Raw genomic sequence first — 14,748 nt, forward strand, 5'->3', positions numbered from 1 at the left:
AAAAGTATAATTATGTATTTGCAGACAGATACGCAGACGATAGATGACCTGCGCTTGTTTTCGAAGGCCGACACTCCAGGTATATACGATATATATAACCATTCCTTTACCCGTGGCGGTCAAACCATTATGGAAGCCATGTTCAGAAAACCGCTGAACAACAGGGATGCCATCATTAGACGGATCAATACAATCGAGGCTTTTGTGAAAATGAATGCCACCTTTCCTTTCGATGGTGTTTTGCTGGACCAGGCGGAGAAATACATCTCTTTTGATGATAACCCGGATGGTGGCACAAAAGTCTCCCTCAGCGAGAAGGAAATACAGCATGGGATTATTTCAGTAATTGATCTTTTTCACAGGCTCAGACAGTACCTGGAATCCCCGGAAATAGCCTCGGTGAAAGAGCTGGAGGACGAACGAAAGGCAGCTGCCGGCCTGTTGAATGATCCTGCATTTATACCGGTGTTTAACGAAAAGCCCAATGCGAGGATTTCGTTCGCCGCCGTTACCGCCTTTGATGTGCTGATACGCAATAAAGAGAAACAGAAGGTATTACAGTTGCTACAGTTTATTTATCATATCGATGTATATGTTTCTGTTGCAGCGGTTACACGTAAGCATAATATGGTATTCCCGGTGGTACACCCGAAAGGTACCAGTATTTTAAAAGTGGATGGGGTTTACCATCCACTTTTAAAGAATGCTGTTGCCAACAGTCTTCATATGACACCTTCCCGTAACCTGGTATTCCTTACCGGCGCCAACATGGCGGGAAAGTCTACCTTTCTGCGCTCTTTTAGTACTGCTGTTTACATCGCTCATATGGGCTTCCCGGTAGCTGCTGCTGCTATGGAGTTTTCGGTGATGGATGGTGTATACACTACTATCAACCTGCCGGATAACCTGGGCATCGGTGCCAGTCATTTTTATGCGGAAGTATTACGGGTGAAAAAAATCGGGCAGGAACTCAGCGAAGGGAAAGCACTGTTTGTACTTTTCGATGAACTATTCAGGGGTACGAACGTAAAGGATGCCCTGGAAGGTACCCTGGCAGTTTGTACGGCCTTTACCAACCGGACAGACAGTAAATTCATCATCTCCTCTCATATCATTGAAGCGGCAGATGAGTTGCGGAAAAAAGAGAGTGCCGCGTTTTATTTTCTTCCTACGGTAATGAACGGATCGGTGCCTGAATATACCTATACCTTACAGGAAGGTGTTACCAATGATAAGCACGGTATGATCATTATCAATAATGAAGGTATACTGGATATTCTCCGGAAGGGAAACAAAGGCGGAAAACGGTTAAAAAAGCAATTATGAGTTTTAAAATAGATCGTCAGTCAGTAGGGGAACTGAACCTGATGGGGAAATTCCGGCAGGGATCAGTATACTTTTTATTCAATAAAGTCAGGACCCGTATCGGGGAGAAATTGATGGATGACATGTTTGCGCATCCGTTAAATGATGCTGCCGCCATCAACACGAGGGTAGCAGTGTTTGGATTTTTTGAAGCCCGGGCTATTACATTTCCTTTTGAACCTGACCAGGTAGCGCTGATGCGGGAATATATTGACGCTACCGCAGATAAATCGCAATGGGCGGTGACGGCAGACCTGCACCTGCAGAAGTTCCTGGCTGCCCTCACAAAAGATGGTCGTTTCAAAAATACGTTACTGCAGCTCCAGGCAACGATCGTTACACTGAAAAAATGCTATGGGTTGCTCACATTGCTGAAAATGGAAAATGGTCCGTTGCAGGGCCGTGTGCAGGCCTTGCTGGCTATCATGGAGCAAAAAGATATCCGCAGAATCGTGGACAGCGACATCTACAAGAACATGTCGACCCAAACGGTAGCTGAATATGATTTCCTGTTGCGCAACAGGTACAACGCCGCCATGAAAGATGTGTTGCAGTTCATTGCTGAAACAGATGTATACATCGCCGTTAGTAATGTATCACGTGAACGACATTTCTGTTATGCCAGGGCTGTGGAGAAAGAAGAAAATATCTTACATGCCCGAAACCTCAGGCATCCCTGTATATTGAAGGCTGTCGGCAACGACCTGACCATGCAGGAGGGGAGTAATGTCGTGTTCCTTACTGGCGCCAATATGGCGGGGAAGTCGACCTGGATGAAATCCATTGGTATCAGTATGTATATGGCGCATATCGGTTTTCCGGTTGCCGCCGGTGAAATGGTTTTTTCCGTACGGGAAGGCATTTTCTCCAGTATCAATGTGGCGGACAACATTGCGATGGGGTACAGCCATTTCTACGCAGAAGTGGTAAGGGTGAAGGACGCCGCGTTGGCAGCGGCTACCGGCGAACACCTCCTGCTGATGTTTGATGAATTGTTTAAAGGTACCAATGTGAAAGATGCCTTTGACGGTACACTGGCAGTGACAGAAGGATTTGCCGAATACAATAACTGCCTGTTTATAGTGTCTACCCATATTATAGAAGTTGGTGAAGCACTGAAAGATTTACCCAACGTGCAGTTCAGGTATATGCCTACCGTACTGGAGGGAAATGTGCCGAGGTATACCTATACCTTGCAGGAAGGCATTACCGAAGACCGCCAGGGCATGATGATTATCGAAAACGAAGGTATTATTGCGCTGATCAATAAAAGGTAACCTGCCTGATTAAACCGCGGCTGCATGCCGCCTGATTTCTACTTATTAAAACTACAATTAGCATGAAGCAAATATTTGCCTCAGGGATACTTATGTCCCTACTTTCCACTACTGCCATGGCTCAGGTACAGCCATTTACGGGCTTTTCCAGGCAAGACCTGAAAGACGATTTTAAATATGCGGTGGAGCTGTTGAAGAAACAACATCCCAATCCATACAAATTTACCGACACTACCACCTTTAACAGAAAGATGGACTCCCTGATGAACCGCCTGGATAAGGACCCTTCTCTGTTAAGTGCTTTACGGTATTCGCCTGTACAGTTATTCAATGATGTGCACCTGAAGCTGGATTACGAGGAGGAGCGTGTTATTGGTATTTTCTATGGTATTAACCATTTTCCACTGGCTACCACTACGTTTAAAGACAGGATCATTGTGAATGCCAAAGGAGAAGTAATCCCATTTGGTGCAGAGATCCTGAGTATTAATAAGATGCCTGCCACCAAAATTCTGAGTGAAATCAACTATGCTACCTATAGCGATGGTTTTATCAAAACAGGGGCGGAGCGCACAACAACAAACCTGAGCTTGTTCATCAGCCTTGTCTTTCCCGAATCTACCAGCTATGAGGTCGTATATAAGGAATATGGCGCTAAAACTACCAATACCATACAATTAAAAGCCGTTGACGCTAAAACCGGGTACCATAACAGAAGCCTGGGAGAGCTGCCTTTTAATTCCTTCCTGAAACGTGCCTATGTTACCAAAGAATACCAGGACAAGGAATCTACCGCAATCCTCACCGTACTCACATTCATGCTGCAGGAAAATGCGATGTATAAGGAGTTGAGTGATTTTTTTGCAGAAGTAAAGAAACGCAATATCAATAACGTTATTATCGATATCCGTTCCAATGGTGGAGGTAATCCGAATATGTCGGCACTGCTGTATTCCTTTGTGGCCTTACGTCCGTTCGATAATGTTTTCAATTACCGGACAAAAAACATCGAACTGCACGATTCCGAAAACCTGTTGAATGGATATGGTACCAAGATGAGTGAAGAAGAGGTAACGCAAACCGCTAACTTCCTCAGGCAACGTTTCGATTACGATAGTGCCGCCGGATTTTACTATGGTAATGCACGGCTGACAGAAGGTTCTATATCCAATTATCCACCGGATAAAAATAATTTTAAAGGTAACGTCTATGTGTTGACCAGCGGAGGAACGGTAAGTGCGGCCACCTATTTTGCTGCTCTGGTGAAGAACAATGGCCGTGGCATACTGGTAGGCTCCGAAACCGGCAGCGGTGAGGCTTCTACGACCGCAGCATGGTTCAATACCTATACACTGCCTAAAACAAAAAGTAAGTTAACCGTACCTATGAGTGAAATATATTTTATGAAGGCTAAACAGGATAACGGGCGGGGTTGCCTGCCCGATAAGGAGCTGACGTTTGAAGCGTTTCAGCAGTATATCCGTGCCGGCAAAGATCCGGAGATTCAGTATACGATGGATCTCATCAAAGCCGGAAAGTAAAAGCCGAAATTATTACCCCAGCCCCCCCTCCTGATAACCAATACTTAGATGAAAAAGCCTTGAAAGAAATTTCTTTCGAGGCTTTTTTATGCCAGCTACGTTGATTTTTTTGTCCTGACAAATGCAGCGATGAGCAGTGAAAAAATCAGTCCGGTAATCAGGCCACCGAAAATACTTGCGATAATATAAGCACGGATGTTCAGCCTGGTATTAGCTTCCAGCTCACTCATTCCCTGCGTGTTAATTGCAAAATTGCGCATATTTGTAAAGAAATCCGGCGATAATAGATTCATGGCGATCATCTGACTAAGCGGACTAAGCAGGATGACGAAGAAGGTTAATATCATGCCTGATTTAAACGCTTGCTTAAAGGAAATGCTGTCATGAAAATATTTCTTTCTTTTGTCTATGATGGCGGAGCGATAAAGGAGAAATGAAGGGATCAGCACCATTACCGAAACCACAGGCTGATAGGCGATTCGGGTAGAATGAAATCCTAGTGTCTTTTCCAATGTAATCCATGCAAGATACATAGCAAAAAATATCACCGCCCATTTGCCTTCAATTTTATAGGTTGCCATAGGTCTCATTTTTTGTCCATTATTTGCATCCATTCTTTTATAACCGCCTTCAGGTCATTACTTTTGGCTTTTACCTCTGCCATGCTGCCAAACCTGGCATAGGCCTTTCCTTTAGGAGCAGGTTCGAGTATAGGATGGCCTGTCAGTATATCAGCCTGATGAAATACCAGTACTGCCTGTTCTTTAACGCGGGGACTGATGGTCGCTATGTCGCCTTTGTAGTAAAAGCTGGGACCACCCCATTTAACTTCTTCGGTAATGGAAGGGTCCACCTCCAGGATGAGTTGTCGGAGAGCCTTCATTTCTTGTTTTTTCGGATGATTGAGGTCGGAGAAGAAATCATCTGCTTTAATTGTCTTTGCCATAATAAAATCGTTTATGTCAGCAATAACCGGAATTGCCGTGTTGAAAATAATATAGGTCAGTACAGACTTCCAGAAAGCTGTCCGGTTCAGGTAAGAACGAAATTAGCTGGCAGTGGGGACAAAAAAATTTACAAATGTTGAAATGGAGGAATTACTTTCCTGCAATTATCCGGCTTAACTGTGTGGCGGTTATGCCAAGGTAAGATGCTATATGATATTTTTTTAAACGGGAAAGGATGGGCTTGTAGGTTTCCAGGAAACCTTCATATCTCTTAGCGGCAGTGTCCGTGCGAAAGGAAATCTCCAGTGGTTCTTTTTCGATTACCCAGTGTTTTTCGAGATAGTTAATATAAAAAAGTGCGAGGTCGTTATGACGCTCTACCAGTTTTCTGAAACTGGCAAAATCATATTCCAGTACTTCCGTTTCTTCTATCGCTATAATAGAGAATCGGCTGGGAGTTTGGGTCATGGTGGCTACCACAGAGGCTGCAAACCTGTTTTCCGGGAAGAAATATTTTATTATCATTTCACCTTCATCCGGAAAGTAGGATTGATAGGCAAGCCCTTTACAGATAAAAGATACCTTGCCCGGTACCTGACCTTCTTTGATGAGGTAATCATGCTTCCCATAAATTCGTGGCCGCAGCAATGCATCCCAGTCTGCTGCTGCCTCGGCTGATATGGGGTAGTATTTCCGGATTTGCTGAAAGAAAATCTCCTTACTCATAAATCGCTGATTGTATTAAAATATAATACAAATCTCCAGGAAATACCAGCAATAGATGAAGGCTAAGCCGACAAAAAGTGGGGAGAATACGACACACGTTTAAATCCCCGGCCAGACTTATTTATTTCCTGCCTTGCCCATAAACGAAAATATCTCATCTGCCGCTTTCCTATACCCACCAGCGGCTTTAAATGATGCATTGATCTTTTGGATCGCTTCGCAATATGCGGGATCGGCTATGACTTCATTTACCGCATTTTTCAGCAGATCGGGCGTAAGCTGTTGTACATCCAGGTTGATAGTAGCGCCCAGCGATGCAGCGCGTGCCGCCAGTAAGGGCTGGTCTGCGCCTAACGGCAGACAGACAAACGGCACTTCATTGCTTACCAGGTCACTCATACTGTTCATGCCGGCATGGGTGATGGCCACAGTCGTGTGTTTGAGCAATGCATTCTGTGGTACATAGTCCCGCACGATGAAATGGTCCGGAAACGCCATGGTATCCAGGCTGGCACCGTGGGCTGTCATTACAACTATTCCGTTCCAATCCCTGAAAGCTGCCAGGAACTGTTCGTACAAACTGGTGTCATATACGCCGAAAATGGTTCCCAGGGAGATATACAGCACACGTTTGCCAGACAGTTTTTCAAATGGGAAATGGAGATCTTCCTGTCTTTCAAAAACCGGTGGCCCAACGAAACGGCAGCTCTCATCCAGGTAAGCTGATGGTGGGGCAAAATATCGGGAGGTATATACGAGTTTTAACGGACTGTTATAGAGCATCATTTCCATCGGATTCTCCGGCATGGTAATGCCAAAGGCTTCTTTCAACTGCCTCGATACCGCGTTGTAATTTTCTGATATATCGGGTGGGAGTATACTGGCTGGCATGTTCCTGAACCGGTCCAGTCCTGCAAAGACGGCCAGCGAAGAAACGGAAGGTATTCCCAGCATCTGCACCATGGCCGCTGTAAAAGGAAATGCCGCAGAATGGATAAGGTAATCGAATTTTATCCCCGTCGTCTGGGTTAATATATCTGCAATAACGGAAGGAGCTTTGCTTGTTACACTCAATAAACCGCCGCCGGAGCTGGATTTGCCGCCACCCTTGAATATATCGAGGTCTTCATTGTAGGCGAAAAAAATGGCGCCGGCCGCTTCGAGTTTCGCGCGGAAATATTCCGATGCAAAATAATATACCTTTTCGCCGCGGCGGGTTAATTCATGTACGAGTCCTAATGTAGGATTGATGTGCCCGTGTGTGGGCATACCTAAGAATAATACGTTCGACATATTATTGATGACGAACGTCAGGCAGCAATATTTTGGCTACCCGCAATATTTCTCCAGGAATACCTGCCCGGCATGTTCCTCATGCATCCAGTGCAACATTTCCATGGACAATATGGCTTCTTCTTTAGCCCTATGTTGCATCGCGTGCTGATATGCTGCTAAGGCAGCCTTTAAATCGTTATCCTTATCACCGGTGAGGTGCCCGCATAACTCCAGCGCATCCAGCATGGCGAGGTTGACGCCTTCTCCGGATGGCGGCATAACATGTGCTGCATCGCCCAGCAGGGTAAGGTTTGCGAAAGAGGGCAGATTTTCTTCCAACGACATGCAGTATTGCGGACGCATGAGCATAGGTAGCTGCATGTTTTCAACGAGCGATAGCCAGAGCGGGTTCCAGCCAGGGAATTCAGTGGTAAACCAGGCACAGGACTTAGCTTTATCTGAGATATCTGGTCGCCAGTCTTCCGGTTTTTTCATACTGACATAAAAATCTATACTACCATCACCTTTGGATGATATGTGCAGAAATTTCTCATCTGCATAAACATAGATTTTCCCGCCTTTTAATAACTGGTTCACTTCCGGAATAGTATTGGCAGCATCAGGTACATTGCCCTGAAAAATGATAGTGCCTGCATAAACGGGAGGTGTTGTGAGGAGATAAGGCCTTATCCTGGAATTAGCGCCATCCGCACCGATAACGATATCGGCCATGTCAGTGCTGCCATCTTTAAATTGTAACAGCCATTGGTTGCCGGCTGCCGACATACTTTGAAATTGCTTATTCCACGCTACTGTGCCTGGTTGAAGAGCGGCCAGCAGGATATTTCTCAGATCGCCGCGGTCTATTTCCGGTCTGGCATATTCACTGTCGAAATCAGTACCGGTGGCCGGATTATTATGCTCGTCGTACAGGATGTTGCCATCTTTGTCTATAACACGGCCTTTTTCAGCGCCTGGCCGGTAGTACGCTTTAAAAGCGGGTAAGAGACCTGCCGCTTTCATCGCCCGTAAACCACCGTGGTAGTGGAGATCGAGCGTGGCGCCCTGCACCCGTGCCGCTTCATTTTCGTCTCTTTCATACACCTTAACGGAAACGCCTTTCATCTGTAGCAATCTTGCCAGTAATAGTCCGCCCGGGCCACCACCTATTATAGCAATATTTTTATTGTCAGTTAACATATTGTGTGATTTATAATTGCAAAGGTAGATGTACATTTATGTATAAAATAACCGTTTTTGATATAAAAATAGTCGTAAATGAAATTATCCATTGTAGATACAGGATCAGGGATAACCAGGGAATTTGCCCGGGCTATTGGTGCTACTGTTGAGGGAAGGTTTATCTATATCCCTGCCAGTAAGGGATCCGGCTATATCACCGGTTTTTCATGGGGGAGAGATTTACGTATGATGATCCGTTATTACCATCTGAAAAAAGATGTGATCATCGAAAGAACAAATAAACTGGCAGAAGGGCAGGAGGATATGGTATTCCTGTTGAGTGGGGTGTTTCCGGCGCTGAAGCAACAAGACAGGTCGTTAATGCCTGAAACGGCCAGCATCATGATTTGCAGACATGCCGTTTCCTCTGTGCTGGCAATGCCTGCCAATACCATTTTTGGCAGTATAACGATTGCAATATCCAGGGAACAGCTACATCAAATGTTTGGAAGTATTTCCCATCCTATCGTTTCAGATCTGTTGACCGCCGGTGAAAACTTCATTATGGAAACGGGTATGACATCACAGATTATTAAAACAGCAGGAGAGATGCTGGCACAGCCCATTCCGGTGGAAATGGAAAGCCATTTTTATAGATTGAAATGCGAAGAATTATTGTGTTATGTGGTTGCCATGTTGATGCAGCGGGAGGAAGTACCATCGGGTAGTATACACATGGATGATATAAAGGCGATATATGCCATCAAAGATCATTTGCTGCGGCACCTGGATACATCGCCACAAATTGCTGAACTGGCCAGAGAAGCAGGTATGAGCGAACCCAAATTAAGAAAGATTTTTAAACAGATATTTGGCAAGGGCGTTTTCGAGTATTATCAGTCGGCCAGAATGAATGAAGCAGCAATTTTATTAAAAGAGAAAAAAATGAACGTATCCGAAGTGGGCTACCACCTTGGATTTACCAATCTCAGTCATTTTTCAAGGGTATTTGAAAAGCATATCGGTATTAAGCCAAAGAAGTATGCTGCATCCCCGGTCAGCTAATAACCATCGAAATAGAGCACATTGGAAACAATACTGTCAGGTGCATATTTCATATAGCCATTCCAGTTATCAGGCAGCATGGATAAAAGAGAATCTACCGGCTTGTTATGCTGATAGTATATAGTAAAATTGCCTCTCAATAGAATTTCCTTTGGATTTTTACCCTGGTAGGTGACTTTGGAAATATTATATACGTTTGCATTTACAGCGGAGCTGTGGGCTTTCAGAAAAAATGGCTGTAGCATCTGGAGATAATATTTAGCCGTTTTGCTAACCTGCAGGCTGGCAATATATGGCATTAAAACCTGGTACGCCTGAATGTTTTTTTCTGCTTCTACCTGGTGCAATTGTTCAACAAAAGGAATGCGTGACCAGTCAACGACAGTACAGGCTATCACTGTATCCGGTTCGTTTTTGTACATCCGGAGCGGAAGATCGATGCCGGAGTTATCGAACCGTTTGGACCTGCCAGCGATGATTCCCGGAATATACAGGTCGCGATCTGTATTATTAATGATGGTCAGACCAAGAAAGGTCCGTTTTAAATTGGCGGTGTCTGTATAGTCTCTGACAATTGCCAATCTTACCGATACATCTTCCTTTTGGGCAAATGATGGCAGGCCCGCTACTAAGAGCAGGAACAGGAGAATGATTTTTACTTGCATAAAAAAGAGCATTACCAGTCAGTACATGCATACAGCCATGCGCCATAACGCTGCCAACATATGATGTAATGAATAGAAATTAAGTGTGCAGGAATGCCTGCCAGGTAACTGGTTTTAACTATTGTTCACTATATAAAATTGCATTAGCTGAAATGCAATTAATTCAAGTTTAGGGAGAAAAAATCATAAATTCAAATTGCAGGAACAGACAAATTAAAAGAATTTATCCAGCAGATTTTAAATCATTGATATAGAATTTTTTCTACATATTATTAGAGAGAAATAAATGCTCCGGTTGTCCTAAGTTGCGTAGTGTTAACCATTTAACGTTACCCTTATATTTCTATACTTTTTAATTCTGTCAACATTCTGGTGAAATTGTTAACCTACTATGATTTAATAATTACCTTTCCGTGAAATCCATTGTCTACACTGTGTTCTAAGGAAATTCCTATTCAAATTTGCAGAGCTAAAAATTATTTATGGCCACTGCAAAAAATTTTACCCAACTATTTTTTTCAGCATTTCTTGCAACTGTTGCGCTGGAGGCCTCCGCGCAAACGATCAAAGGTCGTGTAACGGATGCCACCACCGGTGAACCACTGGTAGGCGCTACCGTGGTACTGAAAGGCGCCTCCGCGAAAGCTGTTGTGAAGCTGGACGGAACATTCCAGTTCAAAAACCTGAAACCGGGAGATTATGAACTGATGGCTACCTGTTACGGCTATACTGTTATCAAGGCAGGCCCGGTGCATGTCAAAGGAGACAATGATTTCCAGGTAGTTGACATGGCTGCAAAACCCCTGCAAAGCGACCTTTCCGGTATTTCGGTGCTCGGTAGCCAGCATGGGGAGTCCGGCGCCAGGAACCTGGAACAGAAATCCAACCAGGTGGTGAATATCCTGTCGTCCAAAACATTGCAACTGCTGCCGGATATCACCGTCGCCAACGCCCTTCAGCGTGTAAGCGGCGTTACCATTGAAAAAGGTAGCTCAGGAGAAGGTCGCTACCCAATTATCAGGGGTATGGATAAGCGTTATATCAACACGCTGGTAAATAATATCAAAATCCCCAGCCCGGATAATAAAAGCCGCTTCATCCCGCTGGACCTCTTTCCATCGGAACTGCTGGAACGACTGGAAGTAAGTAAAAGCCTGACACCTTCGATGGAAGGGGATGCCATCGGCGGTACCATCAACCTGGTCATGAAAGATGCGCCCGCTTCTCAATTACTCCAGGTGAACTTCTCCGGAGGATATAATAATATCTTCGCTGACCAGCCTTTTCAATCCTTCTCTACCAGCACCATGAACAAACGTTCTCCCAACCAGATCAACGGTGCTACCTATGCAGCAAAGGAAGCTGAATTCCCGCTCGGTCACATGAACTATACGCCTAAATCAGGCCCCATCAATACCACTGCCGGCATCACCATCGGTAACCGCTTTGGTAAAAATAAAGCGCTGGGCGTCATCCTCTCCGGCAGCTACCAGAACCAATACCGCGGTACCGCCACTTCCGTGTTCAGCACCGCCACCACGCCAAATGTCGATAACATCCCTTCATTCGAATACCTGAGAGAAAGAAAATATTCTACCCTGACACAACGTATAGGCGTAAGCGGTAAAGTCGACTACCACTTCAACCAACGGAATAAAATCTCCCTGTTCTCTACCTATGTCCACCTGGACGACAGACAGGTTCGTCTGTCGTATGATACTACCAACGCCATCAACCAGACGCTCTCTTATTCTACCAGAAGCACCTGGCAATATCAATCTATCTACAACGCTACACTGCAAGGGGAGCATCAGCTGACAGGGTCTTCAAAACTGGACTGGTCTGCTGTTTACTCCATCGCAAAAAATTCAATTCCTGATCAGACATCCTTCGCACACGGCGGACTCAGTGTAGACAGAACAGGCAAAGAAGTGAAACTCAACGGCGACGATATCCTGAATGCCATGAACCGCAGCTGGATGCAAAACAGCGATAAGGACCTGTCCTTTTATGCCAACTATACCAAAGAAACAAGATTGTTGAACCGGTTTTTTGAATTGAAAGGAGGGGTGTTATACCGTCACAAAACCCGTGATAACTTCTACAACTACTATACCCTGAATCCGCTGCGTATCAATGGTAACAACCAGTTATATACTTCCGTGGACTCAGCTAAGTTTACTTTCATCGGTACAGACGCTACCGCACAGCTGAACGGTAACAACTATACGTTCAACGAAGATATCACCGCAGCTTACCTGCAGGGCAAATGGCAACTGACAACAGCCCTGGAAGCACTGGGTGGTTTAAGAGTAGAACATACCCGCCAGCATTACAATACACAACTGCCTCCAACTGCCGACTACAAAGACGGTACCATTACCTATACCGACCTGCTGCCTAGTCTGCAACTGAAATATCAGCTGCAGCATAACCAGACATTACGTCTCTCTTATTACAAAGCCATCGCAAGGCCACAGTTCTCTGAACTGATCCCTGATGGCCCGGACAACTACGAGCTGTTCAAGGAAAGAGGTAACCCTGAAGGGTTGCAGCACTCTACCGCACATAACTTCGACTTCAGATATGAACTGTTCCCGGGCAAAGCAGAGCAACTGTTACTGGGCGTATTCTACAAAAGAATAGATGACCCGATCGAATTGTCGGTAAGAAAATTTGGTTACAACTCACAGGTCTTTGAACCGGTGAACATCGGTACTGCGGCTACCAACTACGGCTTTGAAGCGGTATTCGTTAAATACATCGGTTCCTTCGGTATCTCTGCCAACTATACCTATACGCACTCCAGCATTACCAACGACAGCATGCTGTATAAGTACAGAGACCCGCAGTTAGGTATCACCGATAAATATATCGCTGAAACCAGGCCTATGCAGGGACAGGCCAACCATATCGGCAATCTTTCCCTGTTGTACAAAAACACGAAAACAGGTACGGACATCCAGGTGGCGATGGTGTATACCGGCGAAAGACTCGCTATCCTGAATACCTACGCCGGACTGCATTACTGGCTGCAACCAACTACGCAGCTGGACCTGTCTTTCGAGCAACGCCTGTACAGGAGACTGACCTTCTACGGTAAAATCAATAACCTGACGAATACACCTACCGTTATGGCTATGCACCTGCCTTACAACAGCTACCTGGCCAAAACCAGCGTGCCTTTGAGCCAGCAGTCAAGCCCTGATAGCAAAATTGTTGTGCAGAAAGACTATTATAAAACATCCTTCTTATTTGGCTTCAGATACAAACTCTAATACAGCTGTATGAAACATCGCATTTTTAATATCATTCCTCTCGCAGCTATGCTGATTGGTGCAGCTGCATGTAACAAGGTGGCAGATAATAAAGAATTATATAAAGCTCCGCTGGCTATCGCTGCACCTGTGAGCGATACCGCCTGCCTGGGCTCCGATCCGCTGAACAACGCCATCAAAGGCACTATGCTGGCAGGTAAAACCTATACCGTATGCGGAGATATCTTTGTGAACGAACATGACACACTGATCATTCAGGAAGGGGTGACCATCAAGTTTATGGGCAACTACGGACTGGGCGTACGTGGCACCCTGATTTCACTGGGTACCCAGCAGAAACCTAACCTCTTCACTTATCCTGGTATACAGAAAACGGATACCTATGGCGCTGATCCCAACGCAGACCCTGCGTTGCGTGGTAAATGGATCGGTATCATCGGCGGGCCTACCTGTCCGCTGATGGTGATGAAATGGACGCGTATCGAATTCGGTGGTGCCGCTATTCCGGCAGCGAGTGGTATCCGTCAGATATATACCAGTCCTTATCCGCTGTTCTTCCAGAACCCGAACGGTGTTTTTGTAATGGAAGATTCCTGGATTTATGGCAGTGTGGACGACCCGCTGCGTATCCTTGGCGGTAAGGTGTCTATCATGCGTAATACCTTTGAAAAATGTGGTTATACCGGTGGTGAGGCGATGAATGGTAAAGCAGGGTTAAGAGGCGACTTTGCCTATAACCTCTGTATCGGCATGGCTACCAACGGCCCTAAGCTGTCGAATGCCGGCGCTATTGCGGGCGTGCCTAACAGCAACATGAGAATGTATAACAATACGATCATCAACTGCGGCTACAGAAGGTCTTCTGCAGGTCGTGGCGGCTCTGTCAACTTTGAAGAGGGCGCTGGTGGTATGGCTTACAATAACCTGATCGTTAACTGTAAATTCGGTGTACGCGTGGTACAGAACCCTATCGCTGATACCGCCAACCTGAGCTACGGTTACAACTATACGTACGCGGATTCTGCTGCTGTGGCCAATAACATCTATCCGTCCCTGGCTATCAGCGTATGTATCAGTAAAGCACCAGCTACCGACATCCCTTCACCGGCAACGTTTTTACCTGCCGGCTGGACACCTGGTACCGCCTATACGGCCAATGCCGCTATCCTCGGTGCCAATAACCCGCAGTTCGTGAACGGACCTTGCCCGATGCCGGCAGGACTCAATCTCCGCGATATTTCCTTTGTAGGGACCTATGATTTCCACCTGAAGCCAACCTCTCCTTGTATCGGTAAAGGTTATATCGGCTTTTCCCCAAGAGCAGACGTGCCGGTAGACCCAGTATATGGCGCTACAGAAATTACGCCGCCGGGAAAAGATATGGGCTGCTATCAGTTAAACGGTTACGGAAATAAACATTGATTTTA

At 45.6% G+C, this 14,748-nt stretch carries 12 protein-coding genes; 6 read left to right on the forward strand and 6 right to left on the reverse strand.

All coding sequences use genetic code 11. The features are described from left to right. The first annotated feature begins 12 nt into the window (after positions 1–12). The 3 genes from F3J22_RS20425 (at position 13) to F3J22_RS20435 (ending at position 4,183) form a co-directional block, all read left to right on the forward strand. Positions 13–1,326 carry a DNA mismatch repair protein gene (locus F3J22_RS20425; RefSeq protein ID WP_167019786.1) on the forward strand — a complete coding sequence of 438 codons (1,314 nt, stop codon included), beginning with the start codon at positions 13–15 and terminating at the stop codon, positions 1,324–1,326. After that, on the forward strand, positions 1,323–2,642 hold the full coding sequence (locus F3J22_RS20430) for a DNA mismatch repair protein (RefSeq protein WP_167019787.1): 1,320 nt from the start codon (positions 1,323–1,325) through the stop codon (positions 2,640–2,642). Before F3J22_RS20425 ends, F3J22_RS20430 begins: the two co-directional genes overlap by 4 nt. Before the next feature lie 62 nt (positions 2,643–2,704). Next, positions 2,705–4,183, forward strand: a complete 1,479-nt coding sequence (locus tag F3J22_RS20435; protein WP_167019788.1) for a S41 family peptidase — start codon at positions 2,705–2,707, stop codon at positions 4,181–4,183. A 95-nt stretch (positions 4,184–4,278) separates the two neighbouring features. On the opposite strand, the gene F3J22_RS20440 is transcribed toward F3J22_RS20435, so the two are convergent. The 5 genes from F3J22_RS20440 to F3J22_RS20460 form a co-directional block, all read right to left on the reverse strand. Further along, positions 4,279–4,764, reverse strand: coding sequence for a DUF4199 domain-containing protein (locus F3J22_RS20440; protein ID WP_167019789.1), 486 nt, complete (start codon positions 4,762–4,764; stop codon positions 4,279–4,281). Positions 4,765–4,769: 5 nt separating this feature from the next. Next, positions 4,770–5,129 carry a DUF1801 domain-containing protein gene (locus F3J22_RS20445; RefSeq protein WP_167019790.1) on the reverse strand — a complete coding sequence of 120 codons (360 nt, stop codon included), beginning with the start codon at positions 5,127–5,129 and terminating at the stop codon, positions 4,770–4,772. Between the two features lie 151 nt (positions 5,130–5,280). Next, positions 5,281–5,856, reverse strand: coding sequence for a Crp/Fnr family transcriptional regulator (locus F3J22_RS20450; protein ID WP_167019791.1), 576 nt, complete (start codon positions 5,854–5,856; stop codon positions 5,281–5,283). A 117-nt stretch (positions 5,857–5,973) separates the two neighbouring features. Next, complete coding sequence (locus tag F3J22_RS20455; RefSeq protein WP_167019792.1) at positions 5,974–7,149, reverse strand: macrolide family glycosyltransferase; 1,176 nt, start codon at positions 7,147–7,149, stop codon at positions 5,974–5,976. 36 nt (positions 7,150–7,185) lie between these two features. Next, positions 7,186–8,331, reverse strand: coding sequence for an NAD(P)/FAD-dependent oxidoreductase (locus F3J22_RS20460; protein WP_205195473.1), 1,146 nt, complete (start codon positions 8,329–8,331; stop codon positions 7,186–7,188). Positions 8,332–8,409: 78 nt separating this feature from the next. Here F3J22_RS20460 and F3J22_RS20465 point away from each other — a divergent pair, with 78 nt between their 5' ends. Next, complete coding sequence (locus F3J22_RS20465) at positions 8,410–9,378, forward strand: AraC family transcriptional regulator (RefSeq protein WP_167019794.1); 969 nt, start codon at positions 8,410–8,412, stop codon at positions 9,376–9,378. Here the strand turns inward: F3J22_RS20465 and F3J22_RS20470 are convergent. After that, positions 9,375–10,043 (reverse strand): hypothetical protein, encoded by a 669-nt coding sequence (locus F3J22_RS20470; protein ID WP_167019795.1) that lies wholly within the window; start codon positions 10,041–10,043, stop codon positions 9,375–9,377. The genes F3J22_RS20465 and F3J22_RS20470 overlap by 4 nt on opposite strands. A gap of 482 nt (positions 10,044–10,525) precedes the next feature. On the opposite strand from F3J22_RS20470, the gene F3J22_RS20475 reads away from it, so the two are divergent. Together F3J22_RS20475 and F3J22_RS20480 are read left to right on the forward strand one after the other, a co-directional pair. After that, a complete protein-coding gene (locus F3J22_RS20475) occupies positions 10,526–13,321 on the forward strand; it encodes a TonB-dependent receptor (RefSeq protein WP_167019796.1) in 2,796 nt (931 codons plus the stop codon). A 9-nt stretch (positions 13,322–13,330) separates the two neighbouring features. Further along, positions 13,331–14,743: a hypothetical protein gene (locus F3J22_RS20480; RefSeq protein WP_167019797.1), complete on the forward strand. Its 1,413-nt coding sequence runs from the start codon at positions 13,331–13,333 to the stop codon at positions 14,741–14,743. Positions 14,744–14,748: the final 5 nt, after the last annotated feature.

Source organism: Chitinophaga sp. Cy-1792, assembly GCF_011752935.1.
In the GTDB taxonomy this organism is placed as follows: Bacteria; Bacteroidota; Bacteroidia; order Chitinophagales; family Chitinophagaceae; genus Chitinophaga.

Excerpts from the sequence above, each read along its gene's own strand:
- F3J22_RS20470 (WP_167019795.1), bottom strand. The coding sequence starts at position 10,043 with ATGCAAGTAAAAATCATTCTCCTGTTCCTGCTCTTAGTAGCGGGCCTG.
- F3J22_RS20480 (WP_167019797.1), top strand. The coding sequence starts at position 13,331 with ATGAAACATCGCATTTTTAATATCATTCCTCTCGCAGCTATGCTGATT.
- F3J22_RS20435 (WP_167019788.1), top strand. The coding sequence starts at position 2,705 with ATGAAGCAAATATTTGCCTCAGGGATACTTATGTCCCTACTTTCCACT.
- F3J22_RS20465 (WP_167019794.1), top strand. The coding sequence starts at position 8,410 with ATGAAATTATCCATTGTAGATACAGGATCAGGGATAACCAGGGAATTT.
- F3J22_RS20455 (WP_167019792.1), bottom strand. The coding sequence starts at position 7,149 with ATGTCGAACGTATTATTCTTAGGTATGCCCACACACGGGCACATCAAT.
- F3J22_RS20460 (WP_205195473.1), bottom strand. The coding sequence starts at position 8,331 with ATGTTAACTGACAATAAAAATATTGCTATAATAGGTGGTGGCCCGGGC.
- F3J22_RS20445 (WP_167019790.1), bottom strand. The coding sequence starts at position 5,129 with ATGGCAAAGACAATTAAAGCAGATGATTTCTTCTCCGACCTCAATCAT.
- F3J22_RS20440 (WP_167019789.1), bottom strand. The coding sequence starts at position 4,764 with ATGGCAACCTATAAAATTGAAGGCAAATGGGCGGTGATATTTTTTGCT.
- F3J22_RS20450 (WP_167019791.1), bottom strand. The coding sequence starts at position 5,856 with ATGAGTAAGGAGATTTTCTTTCAGCAAATCCGGAAATACTACCCCATA.
- F3J22_RS20430 (WP_167019787.1), top strand. The coding sequence starts at position 1,323 with ATGAGTTTTAAAATAGATCGTCAGTCAGTAGGGGAACTGAACCTGATG.
- F3J22_RS20475 (WP_167019796.1), top strand. The coding sequence starts at position 10,526 with ATGGCCACTGCAAAAAATTTTACCCAACTATTTTTTTCAGCATTTCTT.
- F3J22_RS20425 (WP_167019786.1), top strand. The coding sequence starts at position 13 with ATGTATTTGCAGACAGATACGCAGACGATAGATGACCTGCGCTTGTTT.